The sequence below is a fragment of the Planotetraspora thailandica genome, assembly GCF_016863335.1.
GTDB lineage: Bacteria > Actinomycetota > Actinomycetes > Streptosporangiales > Streptosporangiaceae > Planotetraspora > Planotetraspora thailandica.
This window is the reverse complement of sequence record NZ_BOOR01000018.1, coordinates 43,249-60,364: the sequence shown is the minus strand read 5'-3', so window position 1 is coordinate 60,364 and position 17,116 is coordinate 43,249. Positions and strand designations below refer to the sequence as shown.

17 protein-coding genes are annotated in these 17,116 nt (G+C 70.0%); 6 read left to right on the top strand and 11 right to left on the bottom strand.

Annotated features, from left to right (window positions below; translation table 11 throughout):
* Window positions 1-91: 91 nt before the first annotated feature.
* Together Pth03_RS42090 and Pth03_RS14350 are read left to right on the top strand one after the other, a co-directional pair.
* Window positions 92-217: a hypothetical protein gene (locus Pth03_RS42090; protein ID WP_275413105.1), complete on the top strand. Its 126-nt coding sequence runs from the start codon at window positions 92-94 to the stop codon at window positions 215-217.
* Between the two features lie 107 nt (window positions 218-324).
* On the top strand, window positions 325-939 hold the full coding sequence (locus tag Pth03_RS14350; RefSeq protein ID WP_203944738.1) for a DUF6879 family protein: 615 nt from the start codon (window positions 325-327) through the stop codon (window positions 937-939).
* Here the strand turns inward: Pth03_RS14350 and mug are convergent.
* From mug to Pth03_RS14330, 4 genes are all read right to left on the bottom strand, one after another.
* Window positions 882-1,517, bottom strand: a complete 636-nt coding sequence (mug, locus tag Pth03_RS14345) for a G/U mismatch-specific DNA glycosylase (protein WP_203944737.1) — start codon at window positions 1,515-1,517, stop codon at window positions 882-884. The genes Pth03_RS14350 and mug overlap by 58 nt on opposite strands.
* Before the next feature lie 87 nt (window positions 1,518-1,604).
* The gene (locus tag Pth03_RS14340; protein WP_203944736.1) at window positions 1,605-4,088 is read right to left on the bottom strand and encodes a polynucleotide kinase-phosphatase; all 2,484 of its coding nucleotides are present in this window, start codon (window positions 4,086-4,088) and stop codon (window positions 1,605-1,607) included.
* Window positions 4,089-4,463: 375 nt separating this feature from the next.
* Complete coding sequence (locus Pth03_RS14335) at window positions 4,464-5,954, bottom strand: 3' terminal RNA ribose 2'-O-methyltransferase Hen1 (protein ID WP_203944735.1); 1,491 nt, start codon at window positions 5,952-5,954, stop codon at window positions 4,464-4,466.
* A gap of 55 nt (window positions 5,955-6,009) precedes the next feature.
* Window positions 6,010-6,927, bottom strand: coding sequence for an LLM class F420-dependent oxidoreductase (locus tag Pth03_RS14330; RefSeq protein WP_203944734.1), 918 nt, complete (start codon window positions 6,925-6,927; stop codon window positions 6,010-6,012).
* Between the two features lie 93 nt (window positions 6,928-7,020).
* Between Pth03_RS14330 and Pth03_RS14325 the strand changes: the two genes are divergently transcribed.
* Window positions 7,021-8,124: a glycoside hydrolase family 18 protein gene (locus tag Pth03_RS14325; protein WP_203944733.1), complete on the top strand. Its 1,104-nt coding sequence runs from the start codon at window positions 7,021-7,023 to the stop codon at window positions 8,122-8,124.
* A 9-nt stretch (window positions 8,125-8,133) separates the two neighbouring features.
* Here the strand turns inward: Pth03_RS14325 and Pth03_RS14320 are convergent, their stop codons facing one another.
* Both Pth03_RS14320 and Pth03_RS14315 read right to left on the bottom strand, forming a co-directional pair.
* Complete coding sequence (locus Pth03_RS14320) at window positions 8,134-9,369, bottom strand: class I SAM-dependent RNA methyltransferase (protein ID WP_203944732.1); 1,236 nt, start codon at window positions 9,367-9,369, stop codon at window positions 8,134-8,136.
* Between the two features lie 51 nt (window positions 9,370-9,420).
* Window positions 9,421-11,466 carry an APC family permease gene (locus tag Pth03_RS14315; RefSeq protein ID WP_203944731.1) on the bottom strand — a complete coding sequence of 682 codons (2,046 nt, stop codon included), beginning with the start codon at window positions 11,464-11,466 and terminating at the stop codon, window positions 9,421-9,423.
* Between the two features lie 106 nt (window positions 11,467-11,572).
* On the opposite strand from Pth03_RS14315, the gene Pth03_RS14310 reads away from it, so the two are divergent.
* Both Pth03_RS14310 and Pth03_RS14305 read left to right on the top strand, forming a co-directional pair.
* Window positions 11,573-12,241: a potassium channel family protein gene (locus Pth03_RS14310; protein ID WP_203944730.1), complete on the top strand. Its 669-nt coding sequence runs from the start codon at window positions 11,573-11,575 to the stop codon at window positions 12,239-12,241.
* Entirely contained in the window at window positions 12,241-12,900 is a 660-nt protein-coding gene (locus tag Pth03_RS14305) for a potassium channel family protein (protein WP_203944729.1), read from the top strand. Before Pth03_RS14310 ends, Pth03_RS14305 begins: the two co-directional genes overlap by 1 nt.
* 43 nt (window positions 12,901-12,943) lie before the next feature.
* Here the strand turns inward: Pth03_RS14305 and Pth03_RS14300 are convergent, their stop codons facing one another.
* The 5 genes from Pth03_RS14300 to Pth03_RS14280 all read right to left on the bottom strand — a co-directional run bounded on the left by Pth03_RS14300 (window position 12,944) and on the right by Pth03_RS14280 (window position 16,629).
* Window positions 12,944-13,618: a DUF3159 domain-containing protein gene (locus Pth03_RS14300; RefSeq protein ID WP_203944728.1), complete on the bottom strand. Its 675-nt coding sequence runs from the start codon at window positions 13,616-13,618 to the stop codon at window positions 12,944-12,946.
* 15 nt (window positions 13,619-13,633) lie between these two features.
* Window positions 13,634-14,026 (bottom strand): OB-fold nucleic acid binding domain-containing protein, encoded by a 393-nt coding sequence (locus tag Pth03_RS14295; protein ID WP_203944727.1) that lies wholly within the window; start codon window positions 14,024-14,026, stop codon window positions 13,634-13,636.
* Between the two features lie 207 nt (window positions 14,027-14,233).
* Entirely contained in the window at window positions 14,234-14,914 is a 681-nt protein-coding gene (locus Pth03_RS14290; protein ID WP_239119029.1) for a DUF3710 domain-containing protein, read from the bottom strand.
* 66 nt (window positions 14,915-14,980) lie between these two features.
* Entirely contained in the window at window positions 14,981-15,418 is a 438-nt protein-coding gene (gene dut / locus Pth03_RS14285) for a dUTP diphosphatase (protein ID WP_203944726.1), read from the bottom strand.
* 11 nt (window positions 15,419-15,429) lie between these two features.
* Complete coding sequence (locus Pth03_RS14280) at window positions 15,430-16,629, bottom strand: AI-2E family transporter (RefSeq protein WP_239119028.1); 1,200 nt, start codon at window positions 16,627-16,629, stop codon at window positions 15,430-15,432.
* Window positions 16,630-16,814: 185 nt separating this feature from the next.
* Here Pth03_RS14280 and Pth03_RS14275 point away from each other — a divergent pair, with 185 nt between their 5' ends.
* The gene (locus Pth03_RS14275) at window positions 16,815-17,108 is read left to right on the top strand and encodes a DUF4235 domain-containing protein (RefSeq protein ID WP_203944724.1); all 294 of its coding nucleotides are present in this window, start codon (window positions 16,815-16,817) and stop codon (window positions 17,106-17,108) included.
* The last annotated feature ends 8 nt before the right edge of the window (window positions 17,109-17,116 follow it).

Below are 17,116 nucleotides of genomic sequence, written 5' to 3'. Positions count from 1 at the left end.
CGAACCATCAACCTGTCGCTTTCGGGGGGAGTGGGTGCGGCGGCCCAATCAACGGAGCCGGACAACGGCGCCGACGACGGAGGGGGGCGAGATGGACCCGACCGAGGCAGAGCCCGAGCCTGAGGACCGGCACGAGCGGCCGGCCGCGGGGACGATCCTGATCAGAAGGCTGGACACGACGGAGACGACCGTGTGCAGCAACTCCACGGGGAACTGAACACCACCACGTTCGTCACGACGAACCGCGGCGAGGTTCCACGGTCCGGGCTGGGGCCTCGGCGCGGGTCCCACAACTCGATCTCGGCATACGCCGGAGGAGGCCCCATGCCCGGAGAGACCATCGAACACGTGCGACGGACGGCGGGACAGGTCCTGTCCGTCACCGACTACCGAGCCGAGTTCTACGAACGTTTTCAGGACATCCACGGGGTCGTGTGGAAGCTGGAACGCGCCCAGCATTTCCACGAGCCGGACGTGCCCAGCTGGGTCGCGCTCATGGACGGCGACTGGGACCGCGCGCTCGCGCTCATCGACGAGATGAATTTCGCCCACGACCTGCCGCCCCGGGTCGAGCTGCGACGGCTGCGGGTGGTCGAGACGCCGCTCACGCCGTACATGCAGTGGGAGCTCGTGCTGCTCGCCGCGCGCACCCGCGCGGGTGAGCGGGCCCGCGTGCTGCCCGCGTCGGCGGTGCGGCACCTGGAGCGCACGGCCCCGCTGCCCGAACTGGTCGCCCTGCACGGCGGCCTCATGTACGAGGTGCTGTACGACGAGGCGGGCGCCCACGTGGGAGGCCGGCGCATCACCGACGCGCATGTCGTCGAGGCGTGCGTGCGGACCATGGCCGACCTGTACGGCAAGGCCGAGGATCTGCTCGACTACTACGAGCGCGAGGTCGTCCCGCTCCCTCCGCCGAAGATCAGCCCCGTCTCCTCCTGACCGGCGCGCGCGTCGGCCTGCTGCTCCCCGTCCCGCTCGGTGGGCGTGCCGGGGCGCAGCCGGGCCATCTCCGCGGCGATGTCCTCCAGCCGCCAGTGGGCGTTGAGCCCGCTGGGGTTGGGCAGCACATACACGGCCGCGCCGCCGATCACGTCGTCCTGCGGGCCGATCCGCGCCCGCGGGCGGCCGAAGGCGACCCGGTAGGCGGAGACCCCGGCGACGGCGAGCACGCGGGGTGCCGTGTCGCGCACCAGGTCGGCGAGCAGAAGGCCGCCCTGGCGGATCTCCTCCGGCGTCAGCTCGTCGGCACGCGCGGTCGCCCGGGCCACGATGTTGGTGATGCCGAGGCCGTACGAGGGCAGCAGCGACTGCTCGTACGGCTCCAGCCGGCGCGGCACGAGCCCCGACAGGTGCAGCGCCGGCCAGAACCTGTTGCCGGGCCGGGCGAAGTGGTGCCCGGTCGCCGCGGAGTACAGGCCCGGGTTGATGCCGCAGAACAACACGTCCAGGCCCGGCCCGAGCACGTCGGGGATCGTCGCGTTCCTGGCGGCCTCGATCTCGGCTCTGGTTGGAGGCATGTCCAGATCGTAGGCCTCGCCGTCTTCCCGGCGAGGCCCGCGCCTGTGACGTGGGCCCTGCTCCCGGGCGCCTGGGCCCTGGCGCCGTCACAGGCGCGGGTCGACCGGCTCCGACTCGAGCGCGAGCACGGCGAACACCGCCTCGTGGACCCGCCAGAGGGGGTCGCCGTCGGCCAGGCGGCTCAGCGCCTCCACGCCGAGGGCGTGCTCGCGCGACGCCAGCGAGCGCTTCTTGCCGAGGAACCGCCGGCGCAGCAGGTCGAGCGACTCGGTGTAGTCGGGCCCGTAGATGATCCGGAGGTATTCCCGCCCGCGCACCTTGATGCCTGGCTGCACGCGGCCGGGCGCGTGGTCGACTGGCTTGACCACCATGCCCTCTCCCCCGGCGGCGGTCAGCTCCGACCACCACTCGACGGCTGCGGCACGCTCCTCCTCCGAGTCGAGCGAGACGTACACGTGCCTGGTGGGGGTGAGGATCGGGGAGCTCAGCCGTCCGAGCACCTCAAGATGCCACGAGTGCGGCTCCGTCACCGCGGTCGCCCGGCCCTCGCACGCGAGCACCTGGAACGGCGCGAGCCGTACCCCGTCGAGGCCCGAAACCGGCCAGCAGTAGCGCGCATAGGCGTCCCGGAACAGGGCAGCGTTGCCGGCACGGCGCTGGGTGCGGTCCAGCAGGCCGCCTACATCCAGGCCGCGCCCGGCCGCCGCTTCCAGGACCCCCACCGCTTCCGGCAGGGCGGCCCGCGCCGCGGCGCCGACCGAGGCGTACTGGTCGCGGATCAGCCCCCCGGCCTTGGCCGACCAGGGCAGCAGCTCGCCGTCGAGCACGACCCAGTCGGTGCGCAGCTCGTCCCAGAGCGGACTCACCGCGTCACGCAGCCGGTCGACGAGCTCACCGGTGAGGTCGGCGAAGAAGGGCCGCCCGGTGCGGGTGTAGACGCTGCCGGTGGTGCCGTCCGTGACGCCGAACCGCCTGGCCGCCGCCTCGGGGGTCCTGGCCAGTACGGCTATCGCCCGCGAGCCCATGTGCTTCTCCTCGCAGACCACCCGGGACACGCCGGCCTTGGCGTATTCCGCGAACGCCTGGTCCGGGTGCTCCAGGAAGCCGTCGAGCGCCGAGGTCTCCGGCGGGGACATCGTCGGCGGAAGGTAGACCAGCCAGCGCGGGTCCACCGAGAACCGGCTCATGATCTCCAGCGCCGCCGCCGAGTTCTCCTGGACGATCTTGACGCGGCCGCCGTGCCGGGTCTCCACGTGGCGGGTGCCGGTCACGTCGCCGATGTCGAGCACGCCGGGGTCGCGGGCGAACTGCGACGTCAGCGGCCGGACCGGCTCGTACCAGACCTTCTCGGCCGGCACTGAGACGAGCTGCCGCTCGGGGTAGCGCAGCGCGGTCAGGCTGCCGCCGAACACCGCCCCCGTGTCGAGGCAGATCGTGTTGTTCACCCATTCGGGTTCGGTGGTCGGCGTGTGCCCGTAGACCACCATCGCCCGCCCGCGGTACTCGTTGGCCCACGGGTAACGGACCGGCAGGCCGTACTCGTCGGTCTCGCCCGTGGTGTCACCGTAAAGGGCGAAGGCCCGGACGCGGCCGGACGCCCTGCCGTGGTAGGCCTCCTTGAGCCCCGCGTGGGCGACGACGAGAGCTCCGCCGTCGAGCCGGTAGTGGCTGATCAGCCCGTCCATGAAGGTGCGCGCGGCCTCGCGGAACTCCTCCGGCTCCGCGGCGAGCTGCGTCAGCGACTCCTCCAGCCCGTGGGCGACCCTGACCTTGCGCCCGTTGAGCGCGCGGACGAGCTTCTGCTCGTGGTTGCCGGACACGCACAGCGCCGTGCCGGCCGCGACCATGCCCATGACCAGGCGCAGCACGCCCGGAGTGTCGGGGCCCCGGTCGACCAGGTCACCCACGAACACCGCCGTCCTGCCCTCGGGATGGGTGGCGCCGGTCGGCGTGACCGTCCAGCCGAGGGTCCGCAGCAGGGTCTCCAGCTCCAACCGGCAGCCGTGGACGTCGCCGATGATGTCGAAGGGCCCCGTGAGCTCGGTGCGGTCCGACCACGACTTCTCATAGGTGATGACGGCCTCGTCGATGTCGTCGCCGCGCAGGACGTGGATGCGCCGGAAGCCGTCCCTGGCGATCTTGCCGAGCGAGCGGCGCAGGTCCTTGCGCTGGCGGGTGATCACGTGGGGGCCGAACGTCCGGTCGGGCCTGGCGGCGTTACGGGCGAGCGCCACCTCTTCGGGGACGTCGAGCACGATCGCGTCCGCCATCACGTCATGGCTCTTGGCCAGCTCGATCAGCTGCTTGCGCGCATCCCACTGAACATTGGTGGCGTCGACCACCGTGAACAGGCCACGCCGCAGCCGGGTGCCGACGATGTAATGAAGCACGTCGAACGCGTCGGGCGTGGCCGACTGGTCGTTCTCGTCGTCGGCGACCAGGCCGCGGCAGTAGTCGGAGGAGATGACCTGGGTCGGCGCGAAATGCTTGGCGGCGAACGTCGATTTGCCGCTGCCCGAGATCCCGACCAGCACGACCAGCCCCATCCGGGGAACTCTTACTTCAACCACAGACAACCCCTAACAAAGTCACCCAAAACCCCTGACCCATCGCGCCGCCTTGGCGGTGATCACACCGCCCACCTTGGTGGTGATCATGCAGAACTTCGGCAACACCCGTGCCCACCTGCCCAAACCCCGGACGTGATCATGCAGAAGTTCGGAGCCCCTGGCCCTGACCTGGGGCGATACCTTTCGTGATCATGCAGAAGTTCGCTGCCGTACGGTCCCACCTGGGCAAACCCCGCTCGTGATCATGCAATCGAACTTCTATTGCATGATCACGAGCTCCATCGCCGCAGCTAGAACGCGCTTTCTCCGAACTTCTGCATGATCACGAAATGCATAGAGCCAGCTCAGCACGCATGTGCACGAACTTCTGCATGATCACGCCAAAGGGGGTGGGGCGGCGGGGAGGGTGAAGACGGCCATCTGGGTGGGGGGACCGACCTCGGGGTCGTCTTCACCCACGGGCCTGACGGCCACCTCGTAGCCGTAGGCCTGGCACACTCCGCCCGCCCAGGCGGCGAACTCGGCCCGGGTCCACTCGAACCGATGGTCCGGATGCCGGCGCCGAACAGGCCCCCCTTCCCCAGCCAGGCCCTCGTATCTGACGTTGTACTCGACGTTGGGCGTGGTCACGATCACGTGCCGAGGCCGGGCCACGCCGAAGACGACCCGTTCGAGCGCGGGAAGCCGCGGCGGGTCGACATGCTCGACCACCTCCATCAGCACCGCGGCGTCATAGCCGGCAAAACGCGCATCGGTGTACGTCAGGGAACCCTGAAACAGCTCCAGCCGCGCCCGCTTGGCATCCGGCATGCGGTCGAGCCGCAGCTTGCGTGCGGCGATGGAGAGCGTGCGCGCCGACACGTCCGTCCCCGCGACCTTGGCGAACGCCGGCCGGCCGAGAAGGGCGGTCAGCAGCTGCCCGGACCCGCATCCGAGGTCGATCACCGATCTTGCGCCCACCTCCTCCAGCGCCGCCACGACCGCGTCCCTGCGCAGGGTGTTCAGCGGCGTCCTCCGCAGGCCCTCGTCGGACACGCCGGCATCCGACGTGTCCGACGCCGAGTCCGGACGGCCTGCCGCCTCCGTCACCTCTTCCTCGGCCGGCGGCTCAAGCGACTCCTCCACGTCGTCCCCGAGTTCGGCGAGGCGGGCGAAAGCCGTACGCGTTAGCGCTCCGCGGCGGCCGAGATAACGCCGGGTGATCAGCGCCCGGTCCGGGTGACCGGCCAGCCATCCGCTCCCGGCCCCGATCAGCTTGTCGACCTCGTCTCCCGCGATCCAGTAGTGCTTGGCGTCGTCCAGCACCGGGAGCAGCACATAGAGGTGGTTGAGCGCGTCGGACAGGCGCACCTCCCCCCGCAGCGTCAGGCGCACATAGCGCGAGTCGCCCCAGTCGGGAAAGCCCTCGTCCAGTTGTACGGCCTGGGCGTCCACCTGCCAGCCGAGCGGCTCGAACAGCCGGTGCGCGAGCTCGGCTCCGCCCCGGCACGGCAGCGCGGGCAGCATGAGCTCGAGCGGGATAGGCCGGTCGGCGAGATCCTGCCGCGCCTTGCACCGTCCCGCCCTGGCCGTACGGAAGACGTCCGCGATGGCGACGGCCAGCAGAGACGAGGCGGCGTAGGGCCGGTCGTTGACGTACTGGCCCAGTGAGAAGTCGGGCGACGACTTCCCGCTTGAGCGCACGAGCCTGATGGGGTCGACCTCCAGGAGCAGCGCGGCCGTGCAGCGCTCTTCACTCGCCTCCGGGTAGAGGACGCGCGCCGTGCCGAAGGACTGCTCGAACTCCTGGACCCGATCCGGGTGTTTGTGCAGCAGGAACCCGAGATCCGTGGCCGGGTGAAGCGTGGTGGAAATAGTGAGGAGCACCCGGCAAAGTGTGCCGGATGCCCCATTTCTCCCGCGACCCGATTAAGAAGCCCGATCAAACGTGTGGGAGGACCTCGGCCGCGATCAGCTCCAGGTGGTCGAGGTCGGCGAGGTCGAGGACCTGAAGGTAGAGCCGCTCGGCGCCCAAATCGCGGAACACACCGATCTTGTCCACGACCTCCTGCGGCGTGCCGGTCAGGCCGTGTTCCCGCAGTTCGTCGACATCCCGGCCGATGGCCTGGGCGCGGCGCGCGATCTCGGCCTCGTCGGACCCGACGCAGACGACCTGGGCGGCCGACAGGAGCATGGGCGCACGTCCGGCTTTCTCACACGCCTCCCTCACGCGGTCGTAGGCCGCACCGGTGTCGGCGGGCATGTGGAACGGCACGTTGAACTCGTCGGCGAATCTGGCGGCGAGCCGCGGCGTCCTCTTCGCGCCGCCTCCGCCGAGGATGATCGGCGGACGGGGCCGCTGCACCGGCTTCGGCAACGCCGGCGAGTCCACCACGCTGTAGTGACGCCCCTCGTACGAGAAGGGCTTGACCGCCTCCCACAGGCCGGTGATGATCTCCAGCTGCTCTTCCAGGCGCTCGAACCGCTCCCCGAGCGGCGGGAACGGGATGCCGTACGAGCGGTGCTCGTCGTCGAACCACCCGGTTCCGAGGCCGAGCTCGATCCTGCCGCCGCTCATCTGGTCGACACCGGCGACAGTGATCGCCAGCGGGCCGGGCAGCCGGAAGGTCGCGGCCGACACCAGCGTGCCGAGCCGGATGCGCGAGGTCTCCCTGGCAAGACCCGCCAGAGTCACCCACGCGTCCGTCGGCCCCGCCCCGGGGTCGCCCGCCCCCATCCGCTGGTAATGGTCGGACCGGAAGAACGCGTCGAATCCCAGCCGCTCAGCCGCCTGGGCCACCGCGAGCAGGTCATCGTATGTCGCGCCCTGCTGGGGTTCAGTGAAGATCCTCAATTTCATCTATTCATTATCCCCTCCACTGTCGGTGGGGATTGCTAAAGTTCAAGCCTCCTGTGCGCAACGTAGTCATAAGACGACTGAGGGTGGCGACCGGTGGACTCGGCACGGCACAACCGCGAGGCGGGCACCCCGCCTCGATCGGTGGTGCTGCTGGCGGGGACCGTCCTGGTGATCGCCACAGGTTTCGCGTTGTGGCTGCTTCCGGCGCAGACCCGGGCCGACTGGGGTTCGCCGTCGTCCCCGCCCACCAGGTCGCTGGCCGCCGCCCACCCCACCCCCGAACCCGGTACGGCCAAGCCGTCGCAGCCCGCTCCCGACCCGGTCGCGACCCGGCGCCCGCCGCCCCCGGTGAGCCCCGCGCGGGTCCGAGTCGCCCGCCCTTCCGGTTACATGGGATTCGCCGACGTGGCGCGCAACCCCCGGTTCGACCTGTCGGCCGGGGCCAGGAACACCGGCGTGTTGTGGTACACGATCGGCCATCTCACGGCTGGGCCCGACGGATGCTCGCCCACCTGGGACGGCACGGCCCGGCGCGGCGACATGGTCGCCGAACGCCTCGGCGAGCTCAGGGCGCAGGGCGGCGACGCCGCGTTGTCGTTCGGCGGACCCTCCGGTCCCGAGCTGTCGGCCACGTGTGAGGACCCGGCGCGGCTCCTGGCGGCCTACCGCGAGGTGCTTGACGCCTTTCAGCCCGCCTCGATCGACTTCGAGGTGAACGACTCGAGCGACACCGCGGCCGTGGAGCGCCGTGCCGCGGCGATCGCCCTGCTGCAGGATGAGGCCGGAACCGCCGGGCGCCCGCTCGGCGTCACCTTCACCCTTCCCGTGGCGGAAGACGGCCTCGATCCCGACGACGTGACCATGCTCCGCGCCGCCCACGACGCCGGAGCCGAGATCGACACGGTCAACCTGCTCATGCGGTTCGTTCCAGGCTCGCCTGACAATCTGCGCAGGTTGTCGATCGGGGCCAGGTCGGCGCACACGCAGCTCGCCGAGGCGCTCGGCGTCGGCGGGCGGCCCCTGTGGCATCGGATCGGCCTGACCCCGATCCTGGCGAGCGCCGACGACCTCGGCCTGTCCGAGGCGCAACGGCTCGCGGCCTTCCGCGCGAAGACCGACCTGGCGTGGCTGTCGGCCCGCGGCGCCTCCCCCGCCGACGCCGTCATCCACGTGCTCAACACCTCAGACGGGTCCTGACTCCCCGGGCTACTCCTTGACCAGCAGGGCCACGCACTCCACGTGGTGGGTCATGGGGTACTGGTCGAAGGCGCGCAGCGCCGTCATCCGGTAGCCGTGCCCGGCGAACCAGGAGATGTCCCGTGCCAGCGTCGCGGGGTCGCAGGAGACGTAGACGATCCTTGACGCGTCGAGGCCGGCGACCCGGTCGACGACGGGACGGCCCAGCCCGGCCCGGGGCGGGTCTGCCACGACGAGGTCGGCGGTCTGGATGTCGAGCCGGTCGAGCGCCTCTTCGACCCTGCCCCGCTCGACCTGGGCCTGCGGCAGGTCACGCAGGTTCAGCCGGGCGTCCTGCACGGCCTGCGGCTCCGACTCGATGCCGAGCACGGCCCCGCTGGAGCCGACGGCGGAGGCGAGGCCGGCGGCGAACAGCCCGGCCCCGCAGTAGAGGTCGAGCGCCCACTCCCCTTCCTTCGGCTCGCCGAAGCCGAGCACGGCGTCGAGCAGCGTCTCCGCGGCGCCGGGGTGGACCTGCCAGAACCCGCTCGCGGTCACCCGGAAGTCACGCCCGCCGACCCGCTCCACCAGCGACGCCTGCCCGCTGAGCGCCCGCGTCCCGCGCCTGCCCTCGTCGAGCAGGACCGACGCGTCCACGTCGGGTACGGCCGCGCGCCGGTGGGGCAGCGGTTCGACGATGACCGCGCGGTCGCCGCCGGACGCGGCCACCACCTCCACGGCCGCGGCGCCACGCCAGTCGCGGGTCTCGGCCCCGATCTCCTCGACGGCGGGGTGGGCGATCAGGCAGCGGTCGATGTGCTCGACGTCGTGGGACCGGTGCCGGCGCAGCCCGGCCGAGCCGTCCCGGTCGACGGCGAACTGCACGCGCGTGCGCCATCCGAGGCCGTCGGGCGCCCCCGGCACCTCCTCGACCACGACCTTCCAGTCGATCCCCGCCAGCCGCCTGAGCTGCTCGGCGACGACGTCGGCCTTCATCCGCCGCTGCGCGTCGAGGGAGGCGTGCTGCCAGTCGCAGCCGCCGCAGCGGCCGGGGCCGCTGAACGGGCACGGGGGCGTCACCCGGTCGGGGGACGGCTCGAGGATTTCGACGGCGTCGGCCCGCAGGAACCGCGAGGTCTCCTCGGTGATCTCGGCGAGCACCCGCTCCCCCGGCAGGGCGTGCCGTACGAACACGACCCGGCCGTCGTGCCTGGCCACGCACCAGCCGCCGTTGGCGACGCCTGTGACGGTCAGCTCAACGGGCACGGTGGTCTCCCGTCCGTGCGGACGGCGCGGGGATGTATGTCATGAGGTCAATCATGCCTTGACCTGATCGTCCTTCTGCACGGGCGGCTGGTAGGAGCGACGGGCCGCGCCGGGCGCGACGCCGTCCCTGCGTCCCTTGAGCCGGTCGGAGGAGGCCAGCTGCCACGGCACGCTGATCACCATCACGCCGGGCTTGAACAGCAGGCGCCCCTTGAGGCGCAGCGCGCTCTGGTTGTGGAGCAGGTGCTCCCACCAGTGGCCGACGACGTACTCCGGGATGTAGACGCTGACGACGTCGCGCGGCGAGCGACGGCGCAGCGACTTCACGTATTCGAGCACGGGGCCGGTGATCTCTCGGTAGGGCGAGTCGAGGATCTTCAGCGGCACCGGTATGCCGCGGCGGTCCCATTCCCCCTGCAGCTTCGCCGCCTCGTCGGCGTCGACGCTCACCGTGACCGCCTCCAGGGTGGAGGGCCGGGTCGCCTTGGCGTACGCGAGGGCGCGCAACGTCGGCTTGTGGATCTTGGATATGAGCACGATCGCGTGGTTGCGCGCGGGAAGGATCGACACGTCGGTCTCGCCCTCCTCGGGGGCGGCCAGCTCCTCGGCGACGCGGTCGTAGTGGTGGCGGATACCCTTCATCATCAGGAACAGCACAGGCATCGCGATGCAGACGATGTAGGCGCCGTGGGTGAATTTGGTGAGCAGCACGACGATCAGGACGACGCCGGTCATGATGCCGCCGAAGCCGTTGATGATCCGGGCGCGCATCATGCGGAACCGGGTCCGGGGATCGGGCTCGGTCTTCAGATGACGGGTCCAGTGGCGCACCATGCCGAGCTGGCTGAGGGTGAAGGAGACGAACACGCCGAGGATGTAGAGGTTGAGCAGCTTGCTCACGTCGGCGTTGAAGGCCCAGATCAGCAGGCCCGCCCCACCGGCGAGGAGGATGATGCCGTTGCTGAACGCGAGCCGGTCGCCGCGGGTGTGGAGCTGGCGCGGCAGGTACCGGTCCTGGGCGAGGATCGAGCCGAGCACGGGGAAGCCGTTGAACGCGGTGTTGGCGGCCAGGAACAGGATGAGTGCGGTCACCGCCGATATGACGATGAACAACGCCGAGCCGTCGCCGAAGACGGCGGAGGCGACCTGGGCGATGATCGGCTGCTGGTAGTAGCCGGGGCCTGCCGGATGGCCGTTGATCAGGATGTCCCTGGCCGCGTTGGTCGGGTCGGTCACCTTCACGCCCGCCCGCAGGCCGAGGAAGATGATGCCGCTGAACATCGTGACGGCGATGCCGCCCATCAGCAGCAGCGTGGTCGCGGCGTTGCGGCTCTTGGGCTTGCGAAAGGCGGGGACGCCGTTGCTGATCGCCTCGACCCCGGTCAGCGCCGCACATCCGGAGGAGAAGGCGCGCAGCACCAGGAAGGCCAGCGCGAAGCCGCCGAGGTCGGCTTGCTCCGAGACGATCTTGTAGTCGGCGGTGGGGGCGCGCAGATCGTCGTGGAGCACGAGTAAGCGGAACATGCCCCACAGGACCATGCCGATGACCGCCGCCATGAACGCGTAGGTGGGGATGGCGAACGCCACACCCGACTCGCGGATGCCCCTCAGGTTGATCACGGTCAGCAGGACGACGATCCCGATCGCGATGAGCGGCCGGTGCTGGGCCACGAACGGGATGGTGGCCCCCACGTAGTCGGCGCCGTTGGCCACGGAGACGGCGACGGTGAGCACGTAGTCGACGAGCAGCGCGCTCGCGACCGTCAGCCCGGCGTTGGGCCCGAGGTTCGTGGTCGCGACCTCGTAGTCGCCGCCGCCGCTGGGATAGGCGTGCACGTTCTGCCGGTAGGACGCGACGACGACCAGCATGACGAGGACGACGGCGGCCGCCACCCAGGGGCTGTAGCTGTAGAAGGTGGCTCCGGCCAGTGACAGGATGACCAGGATCTCCTGCGGCGCGTAGGCCACCGACGACAGGGCGTCACTCGCGAAGACCGGGAGGGCTACGCGCTTGGGCAGCAGCTGATCGTGGAGCTGCGTGCTTCGAAGAGCGCGCCCCACGACAAGCCGTTTGACAAGATCCGTCACCTTTGACACGTCTGCTGAGCCTAGTCCTCGGCGGCGCGCCCGGCGCACATGGTTCAGACCAAGCGCGACATACTGATTTCAATAGGAGTCCGCCACAAACCCACGGCGGGAGAGTATGCATATCGTGATCATGGGATGTGGGCGGGTCGGCTCGACCCTAGCTCATATTCTGGAGGACAACGGCCATTCGGTCGCCATCATCGACCGCGACCCGCAGGCCTTCCGCAGGCTTCGCGCGGGCTTTCGCGGGCGCCGGATAACCGGGATGGGTTTCGACCAAGATGTGCTGGGTGAGGCCGGCATCGAGTCGGCCGCCGCCTTCGTCGCCGTCAGCAGCGGCGACAACTCCAACATCATCTCCGCGCGTGTGGCGCGGGAGATGTTCGGGGTGGACAACGTCGTCGCCCGCATCTACGATCCCCGCCGAGCCGAGGTCTACCAGCGGCTCGGCATCCCCACCGTCGCGACCGTCCGCTGGACGGCCGACCAGATCCTGCGCCGGGTCCTCCCCGAGGGCGCGGAACCACTCTGGCGTGACCCCACGGGCACGGTGATCCTGGCGGAGGTGCCCTTCCACCCCGGCTGGATCGGCGTGCGGAGCACGGGCCTCGAGACCGCGGCCGGGGTGCGCCTGGCGTTCATCAACCGCATGGGCGAGGCGCTGGTACCCAAGGACGACACCGTGATCCAGGAGGGGGACATCCTCCACCTGATGGCGGCGGAGAACGACATGGATCGGATCAACAAGGTGCTGTCAGCCCCGCCGTCCGACGAGGAGCACTGATGCGCGTCACCATCGCGGGCGCCGGCGCCGTCGGCCGGTCCATCGCGGTCGAACTCCTGGAGAACGGCCACGAGGTCCTGCTCATCGACATCGACCCCAGAGCCATCAAGATCGACAGCGTGCCCCGGGCCGAATGGCTCCTGGCCGACGCCTGCGAGATCTCCTCGCTCGACGAGGCCGGGCTCAACGGCTGCCAGGTCGTGATCGCGGCGTCGGGCGACGACAAGGTCAACCTGGTGGTCTCGCTGCTCGCCAAGACCGAGTACGGCGTGCCCCGCGTGGTCGCGCGGATCAACCACCCGAAGAACGAGTGGCTGTTCAACGAGTCGTGGGGCGTGGACGTCGCGGTCTCGACGCCGCGGCTGCTGTCGGCCCTGGTCGAGGAGGCCGTCAGCGTCGGCGACCTGGTCAGGCTGATGACCTTCCGGCAGGGCCAGGCCAACCTCGTCGAGCTCACCCTGGCCGAGGACGCCCCCGTCGTCGGGCAGCGGGCCGGTTCCGTGCCGTGGCCGGAGGACGCCGCCCTGGTGGCCATCCTGCGCGAGGGCCGGGTGCTGGTGCCGTCGGCCGACGACCCGCTGGAGGCGGGCGACGAGTTGCTCTTCGTCGCCAACCAGGAGGTCGAGCACGAGCTCGCCCACCTGCTGTCGTCACACTGACGGTTCTTTCTGTGCGGCCGCCGCCTTCGGGCGGCGGCCGTGCTCATCCGGCGGGCTGAGCCGTACCGGGCTGGATGGGCGTGCGGCCCCGGGCGAGCAGCCACAACATGGCGCCCAGGCCCGCGACCTGGAGCGGCCAGCCCAGAGCGATCTTCATGATGCCGAGGGTGGCCACCTGGTCGGCCCAGTAGAGCGGCAGTTGCACCACCACACGGATCAGGCAGGGCAGCAACAGGAACCAGGTCAGCCGCGTGCACAGGCGCACCAGGCCGGGGTCCTTGTGCCAGGCCGTCGGGTCGCCCGTCACCGATCCGACAAGGAAGCCGACGATCGGCCAGCGCACGACGACCGACAGGAGCATCCCGGCGGCGTACGCGGCGTTGTAGTAGATGCCCGGCAGGAAGACGTCTTTGGCCTCACCGGTGCGCGCGGCGAAGATCGCGCCGATGCCGATGCCGACCAGGCTGTTGAGCACGAACTGCGGTGTGCTCCGCTGGACGAGCCGGATGATCAGGAGGACCACGGCCGAGGCGATGCTGACGATCAGCGACGTCTTCAGGTCCTTGGTCGCCAGCCACATCCCCGTGAAGGCGATCGTGGGGACCGCCGCCTCGACGATGCCCCGCTTCCCGCCCAGCGCCTTGGCCAGCTGGGCACGAACGGCCGACTCAACGGTTGCGTGCGCCTCCGGCGCGGCCGTCGTGTCCGCTGTGCTCATACGGTCTCCTGGAGATCAAGGGCCACCAGCCGGACGCAGCTCGTAGCGGGGATTGAACATGACCTTGCGACCGTCCTGGAGGCTAACCAGGCCCTCCGCCCGTACGGCCCGGCCCGGCTCAATGCCGACGATCTTCCGGCGGCCTAGCCATACAAGATCGATCACGTCCGAACCGTCGTACAGCTCGGCCTCGAGAGCGGGCGCGCCCCCTCGAGGACGCAATGTCACGGTACGCAGCGTACCCGCCACGCAGAACCTGCGCCGTTCACCACACGCGGCGATGGGCGTGGCGCCCTGCCTGTCCAGGTCCTCTTGCAGCTCAGCGGCCTCCAGGTCGGCCTGACTGCTGGCCAGCCGCTGGAAGAAGCCCCGCAGTCCGCCTCGTTTGGCAGGCTCCGGCGTGCTCATCGGTCGCTCACCAGTTTCCACGCTCGCAGTTCAGACCGGTCCTCGTGACTCTCAAGCGTAGGGGACGCTCTCATCGCACACTACTTGAGGACATCCTTCGCCTGAAGACCAGAAAATGGCGGTCCGTACTCCATTCATGCCCCGAGGCGCGGCGTCGTCCCACCGCGAGCGCATCGCGATGCCGCGCCCCAGGTCAGCGAATCCAGGTCAGCGAGTTTCGGTGATCTCCGGGCCGCGCGGCGCGAACGGGTTGAGCTTCGGCTTCTGGTCCTGCTCCTCCATCGCCTGCCTGGCCTCGGCCGGCAGCCGCAGGTGGATCGCGTCCTTGGGCGCCATGGGTTCGTCTCCCCTGACCACCACGATGTCGCGGACGACGTTCTCGAGGGTCTCGGCCGCCTCGTCGTCGATCGCCGCCCGGCCGCTGATGACCGCGCGGAGGAACCACCGGGGGCCGTCGATCCCGATGTAGCGGGCGGGCTGCGGCCCCTGATCCTGCGTGGGGACCTTCGCCGCCAGCTCGACGCCGAACGGGCCCTCGCGCTCCTCGACGGTGCCGCCGACCGCCTCCACCTCGCGGGACAACTCGGCGCGGATCTCGTCCCAGACGCCGCTCCGCTTGGGCGCGGCGAACGCGTGCACCTGCAGGGCGCTCTCGTTCACGAAGACGAGTGCCCCGTCGATGTGATCACCCGCGAGGCTGAGCTGCACCTCGAATCCCGGGCCGATGGGCAGGCGGAGCCCGCCGAGATCGACCCGCTCGGCCTCCGGGTAACCGTCCTCGGCGTCCCAGGGACCGGATGTCCGCGCGGGAGTGGCGGACTGGTCCTCCGAGACGGCCGGCACCGCCTCCACCTCCGCGCTTCGCCTGCGTCGGAACACTTCTTTCACGCTCCTCTTTCCACTGTCCGAGAGTTCAAGGCTAGGCACCACAGGGGGCGGCTTCGCAAATCGCCGTCAACTGCCGGTGGAACCGAATCCGTCGGCGCCGCGCACCGAGCCGGGCAGGCGGTCCACCTCATGGAACGCCGCCTTCTCCACACGCTGGACGACCATCTGCGCGACCCTGTCGCCGCGCTTGAGCCGTACCGCGTTCTTGGAGTCGGTGTTGATCAACGTTACCTTGATCTCGCCCCGATATCCGGCGTCGACGGTGCCGGGCGCGTTGACCAGCGTCACGCCGAACTTGGCCGCCAGCCCCGACCGGGGATGGATGAATGCCGCGTAGCCGTCCGGGAGCGCGATGGCCACCCCGGTCCCGACCACGGCCCGCTCTCCGGGCAGCAACTCGACGTCCTCCACGGCGTACAGGTCGGCGCCCGCGTCTCCCGGATGGGCGTACGACGGCAGCGGAAGCCCCGTGTCGAGCCGGTGGATCAGCACCTCAACGCTCATGAGGCAAGACCCTACCCGTTGTGCTGCGGAGACACCGCCTCTCCCGCACCGGACGCGGGCTTCCCGCCGTCCTGCTCGGGGACCGGGGTTTCGACGTGGGCCGGAGGCTCGGACGCCTGCGGCGGCACCTCGACGGCTTCGGGGTCCGGCCGGGGCCCGTCGCGCCGCAATTCGGGCAGCGCCCGGTAGATCACCGCGGTCACCGGTACGGCGACGGCGGCGCCTGCGATTCCCCCGAGTACGCCGCCCACCGCGAGCACCAGGATGATCGCGAGGGGGTGGAACGCGAGGGCGCGGCCGACGATCAGCGGCTGGAGCACGTGGTTCTCCAGCTGCTGCTCGACGACGAGCACCCCGACGAAGATCAGCGCGTAGACCCAGCCCTGTGCGCCGAACGTCACCAGCGTGGCGATGGTGCCCGCGATGAAGATGCCGACGATCGGGATGAAGCTCGCCAGGAACACCAGCACCGCCAGCGGCGCCCACAGGGGCACCTGCATGCCCGCGAGCACCACTCCGATCACTACGCCGTGGATGGCGGCGACGGCGACGGTGCCGTGCACGTAGTGGGAGATCGTGACCCAGGCGGCGCGCCCGGCGCGGTCGACACGCGGCGCATTGCGGCCGAAGGCGCGCAGGAACCACGCCCAGATGCGGTCGCCGTCCTTGAGCAGGAAGAAGGTCACGAACAGCATCAGCACGATCGACGTGAGCACCTCGACGACCGCGGTGGCCCCGGTCAGCAGGGTCTCGGTGATCTGGCTGCGCTGTTCGTTGACCTGCCTGGTGAGCTGGTCGACCATGTCGGCCAGCTGCGACTCCTTGAGCTGGAGCGGTCCGTGCAGCAGCCAGTCCTGCACATTGCGCGCAGTGAGCTGGATCTGTGCCACCAGCTTGGGGAACTCCTCGTTCGCCCGGAATCCGATCATGAAACCGACGCCGACGATGATCGCCAGGCCGAACAGGATGGTGATCCACGTGGCGTAGATCGGCCGCAGGCCGGCGTTGCGGAGCCGCCGGGTGAGCGGGTAAAGGAGTGCGGCGAGCAGGAAGGCGATGGCCACCGGCAGCACGACGAAACTCAGCCGCCCGATGGCCAACGCGACGACGTAAATCATCGCGCCGAGCAACAGGACCCGCCAACTCCATGCGGCAAGCGTCACGAGAACGCGCGGGACCGCGGGCTCTTCATGCTCGTTATGCGAGATCACCCGTCCAGCCTGGCATGTTCCCCACGCAAACGCGCACGACTTTTGCGCGCGTCCCGCTTTTGCCGTACTCATCACATCTGCACGGACACTTCAGCTGCGAGCGGAGATCGGCGTGATCGCGCGCAGGGCATGGCGTGGCAGGGGCGGCCACGGGTAGACACTAAGGTCGTCACCGAGGAGGAACCATGCCAGACATTTCACGGGCCGACGAAGACAAACCCGACATCCAGTGGCGGATCGTTGGCGGTCTCGTGGGGCTCGCCGTGGGGTTCGCCTCCCGGAAGGTGCTCTCGTACGCCTGGGAGAAGTCCACCGGCAAGAAGCCCCCGGCCAACGTCGACTCACCGGAGATCAGCCTGCGCGAGGCCCTCGCCTACGCCGTCGTCATGGGGCTCGGCATGGAGGTGGCGAGGATCATCGCCACCCGCGCGGCCGCCAAGAGGTACCGGTCGTGGAAGGCCGCCGCCAAGGACGTCTGACCAGCGCC

Excerpts from the sequence above, each read along its gene's own strand:
- Pth03_RS42090 (WP_275413105.1), top strand. The coding sequence starts at position 92 with ATGGACCCGACCGAGGCAGAGCCCGAGCCTGAGGACCGGCACGAGCGG.
- Pth03_RS14350 (WP_203944738.1), top strand. The coding sequence starts at position 325 with ATGCCCGGAGAGACCATCGAACACGTGCGACGGACGGCGGGACAGGTC.
- mug (WP_203944737.1), bottom strand. The coding sequence starts at position 1,517 with ATGCCTCCAACCAGAGCCGAGATCGAGGCCGCCAGGAACGCGACGATC.
- Pth03_RS14330 (WP_203944734.1), bottom strand. The coding sequence starts at position 6,927 with ATGAAATTGAGGATCTTCACTGAACCCCAGCAGGGCGCGACATACGAT.
- Pth03_RS14310 (WP_203944730.1), top strand. The coding sequence starts at position 11,573 with ATGCATATCGTGATCATGGGATGTGGGCGGGTCGGCTCGACCCTAGCT.
- Pth03_RS14305 (WP_203944729.1), top strand. The coding sequence starts at position 12,241 with ATGCGCGTCACCATCGCGGGCGCCGGCGCCGTCGGCCGGTCCATCGCG.
- Pth03_RS14300 (WP_203944728.1), bottom strand. The coding sequence starts at position 13,618 with ATGAGCACAGCGGACACGACGGCCGCGCCGGAGGCGCACGCAACCGTT.
- Pth03_RS14295 (WP_203944727.1), bottom strand. The coding sequence starts at position 14,026 with ATGAGCACGCCGGAGCCTGCCAAACGAGGCGGACTGCGGGGCTTCTTC.
- dut (WP_203944726.1), bottom strand. The coding sequence starts at position 15,418 with ATGAGCGTTGAGGTGCTGATCCACCGGCTCGACACGGGGCTTCCGCTG.
- Pth03_RS14275 (WP_203944724.1), top strand. The coding sequence starts at position 16,815 with ATGCCAGACATTTCACGGGCCGACGAAGACAAACCCGACATCCAGTGG.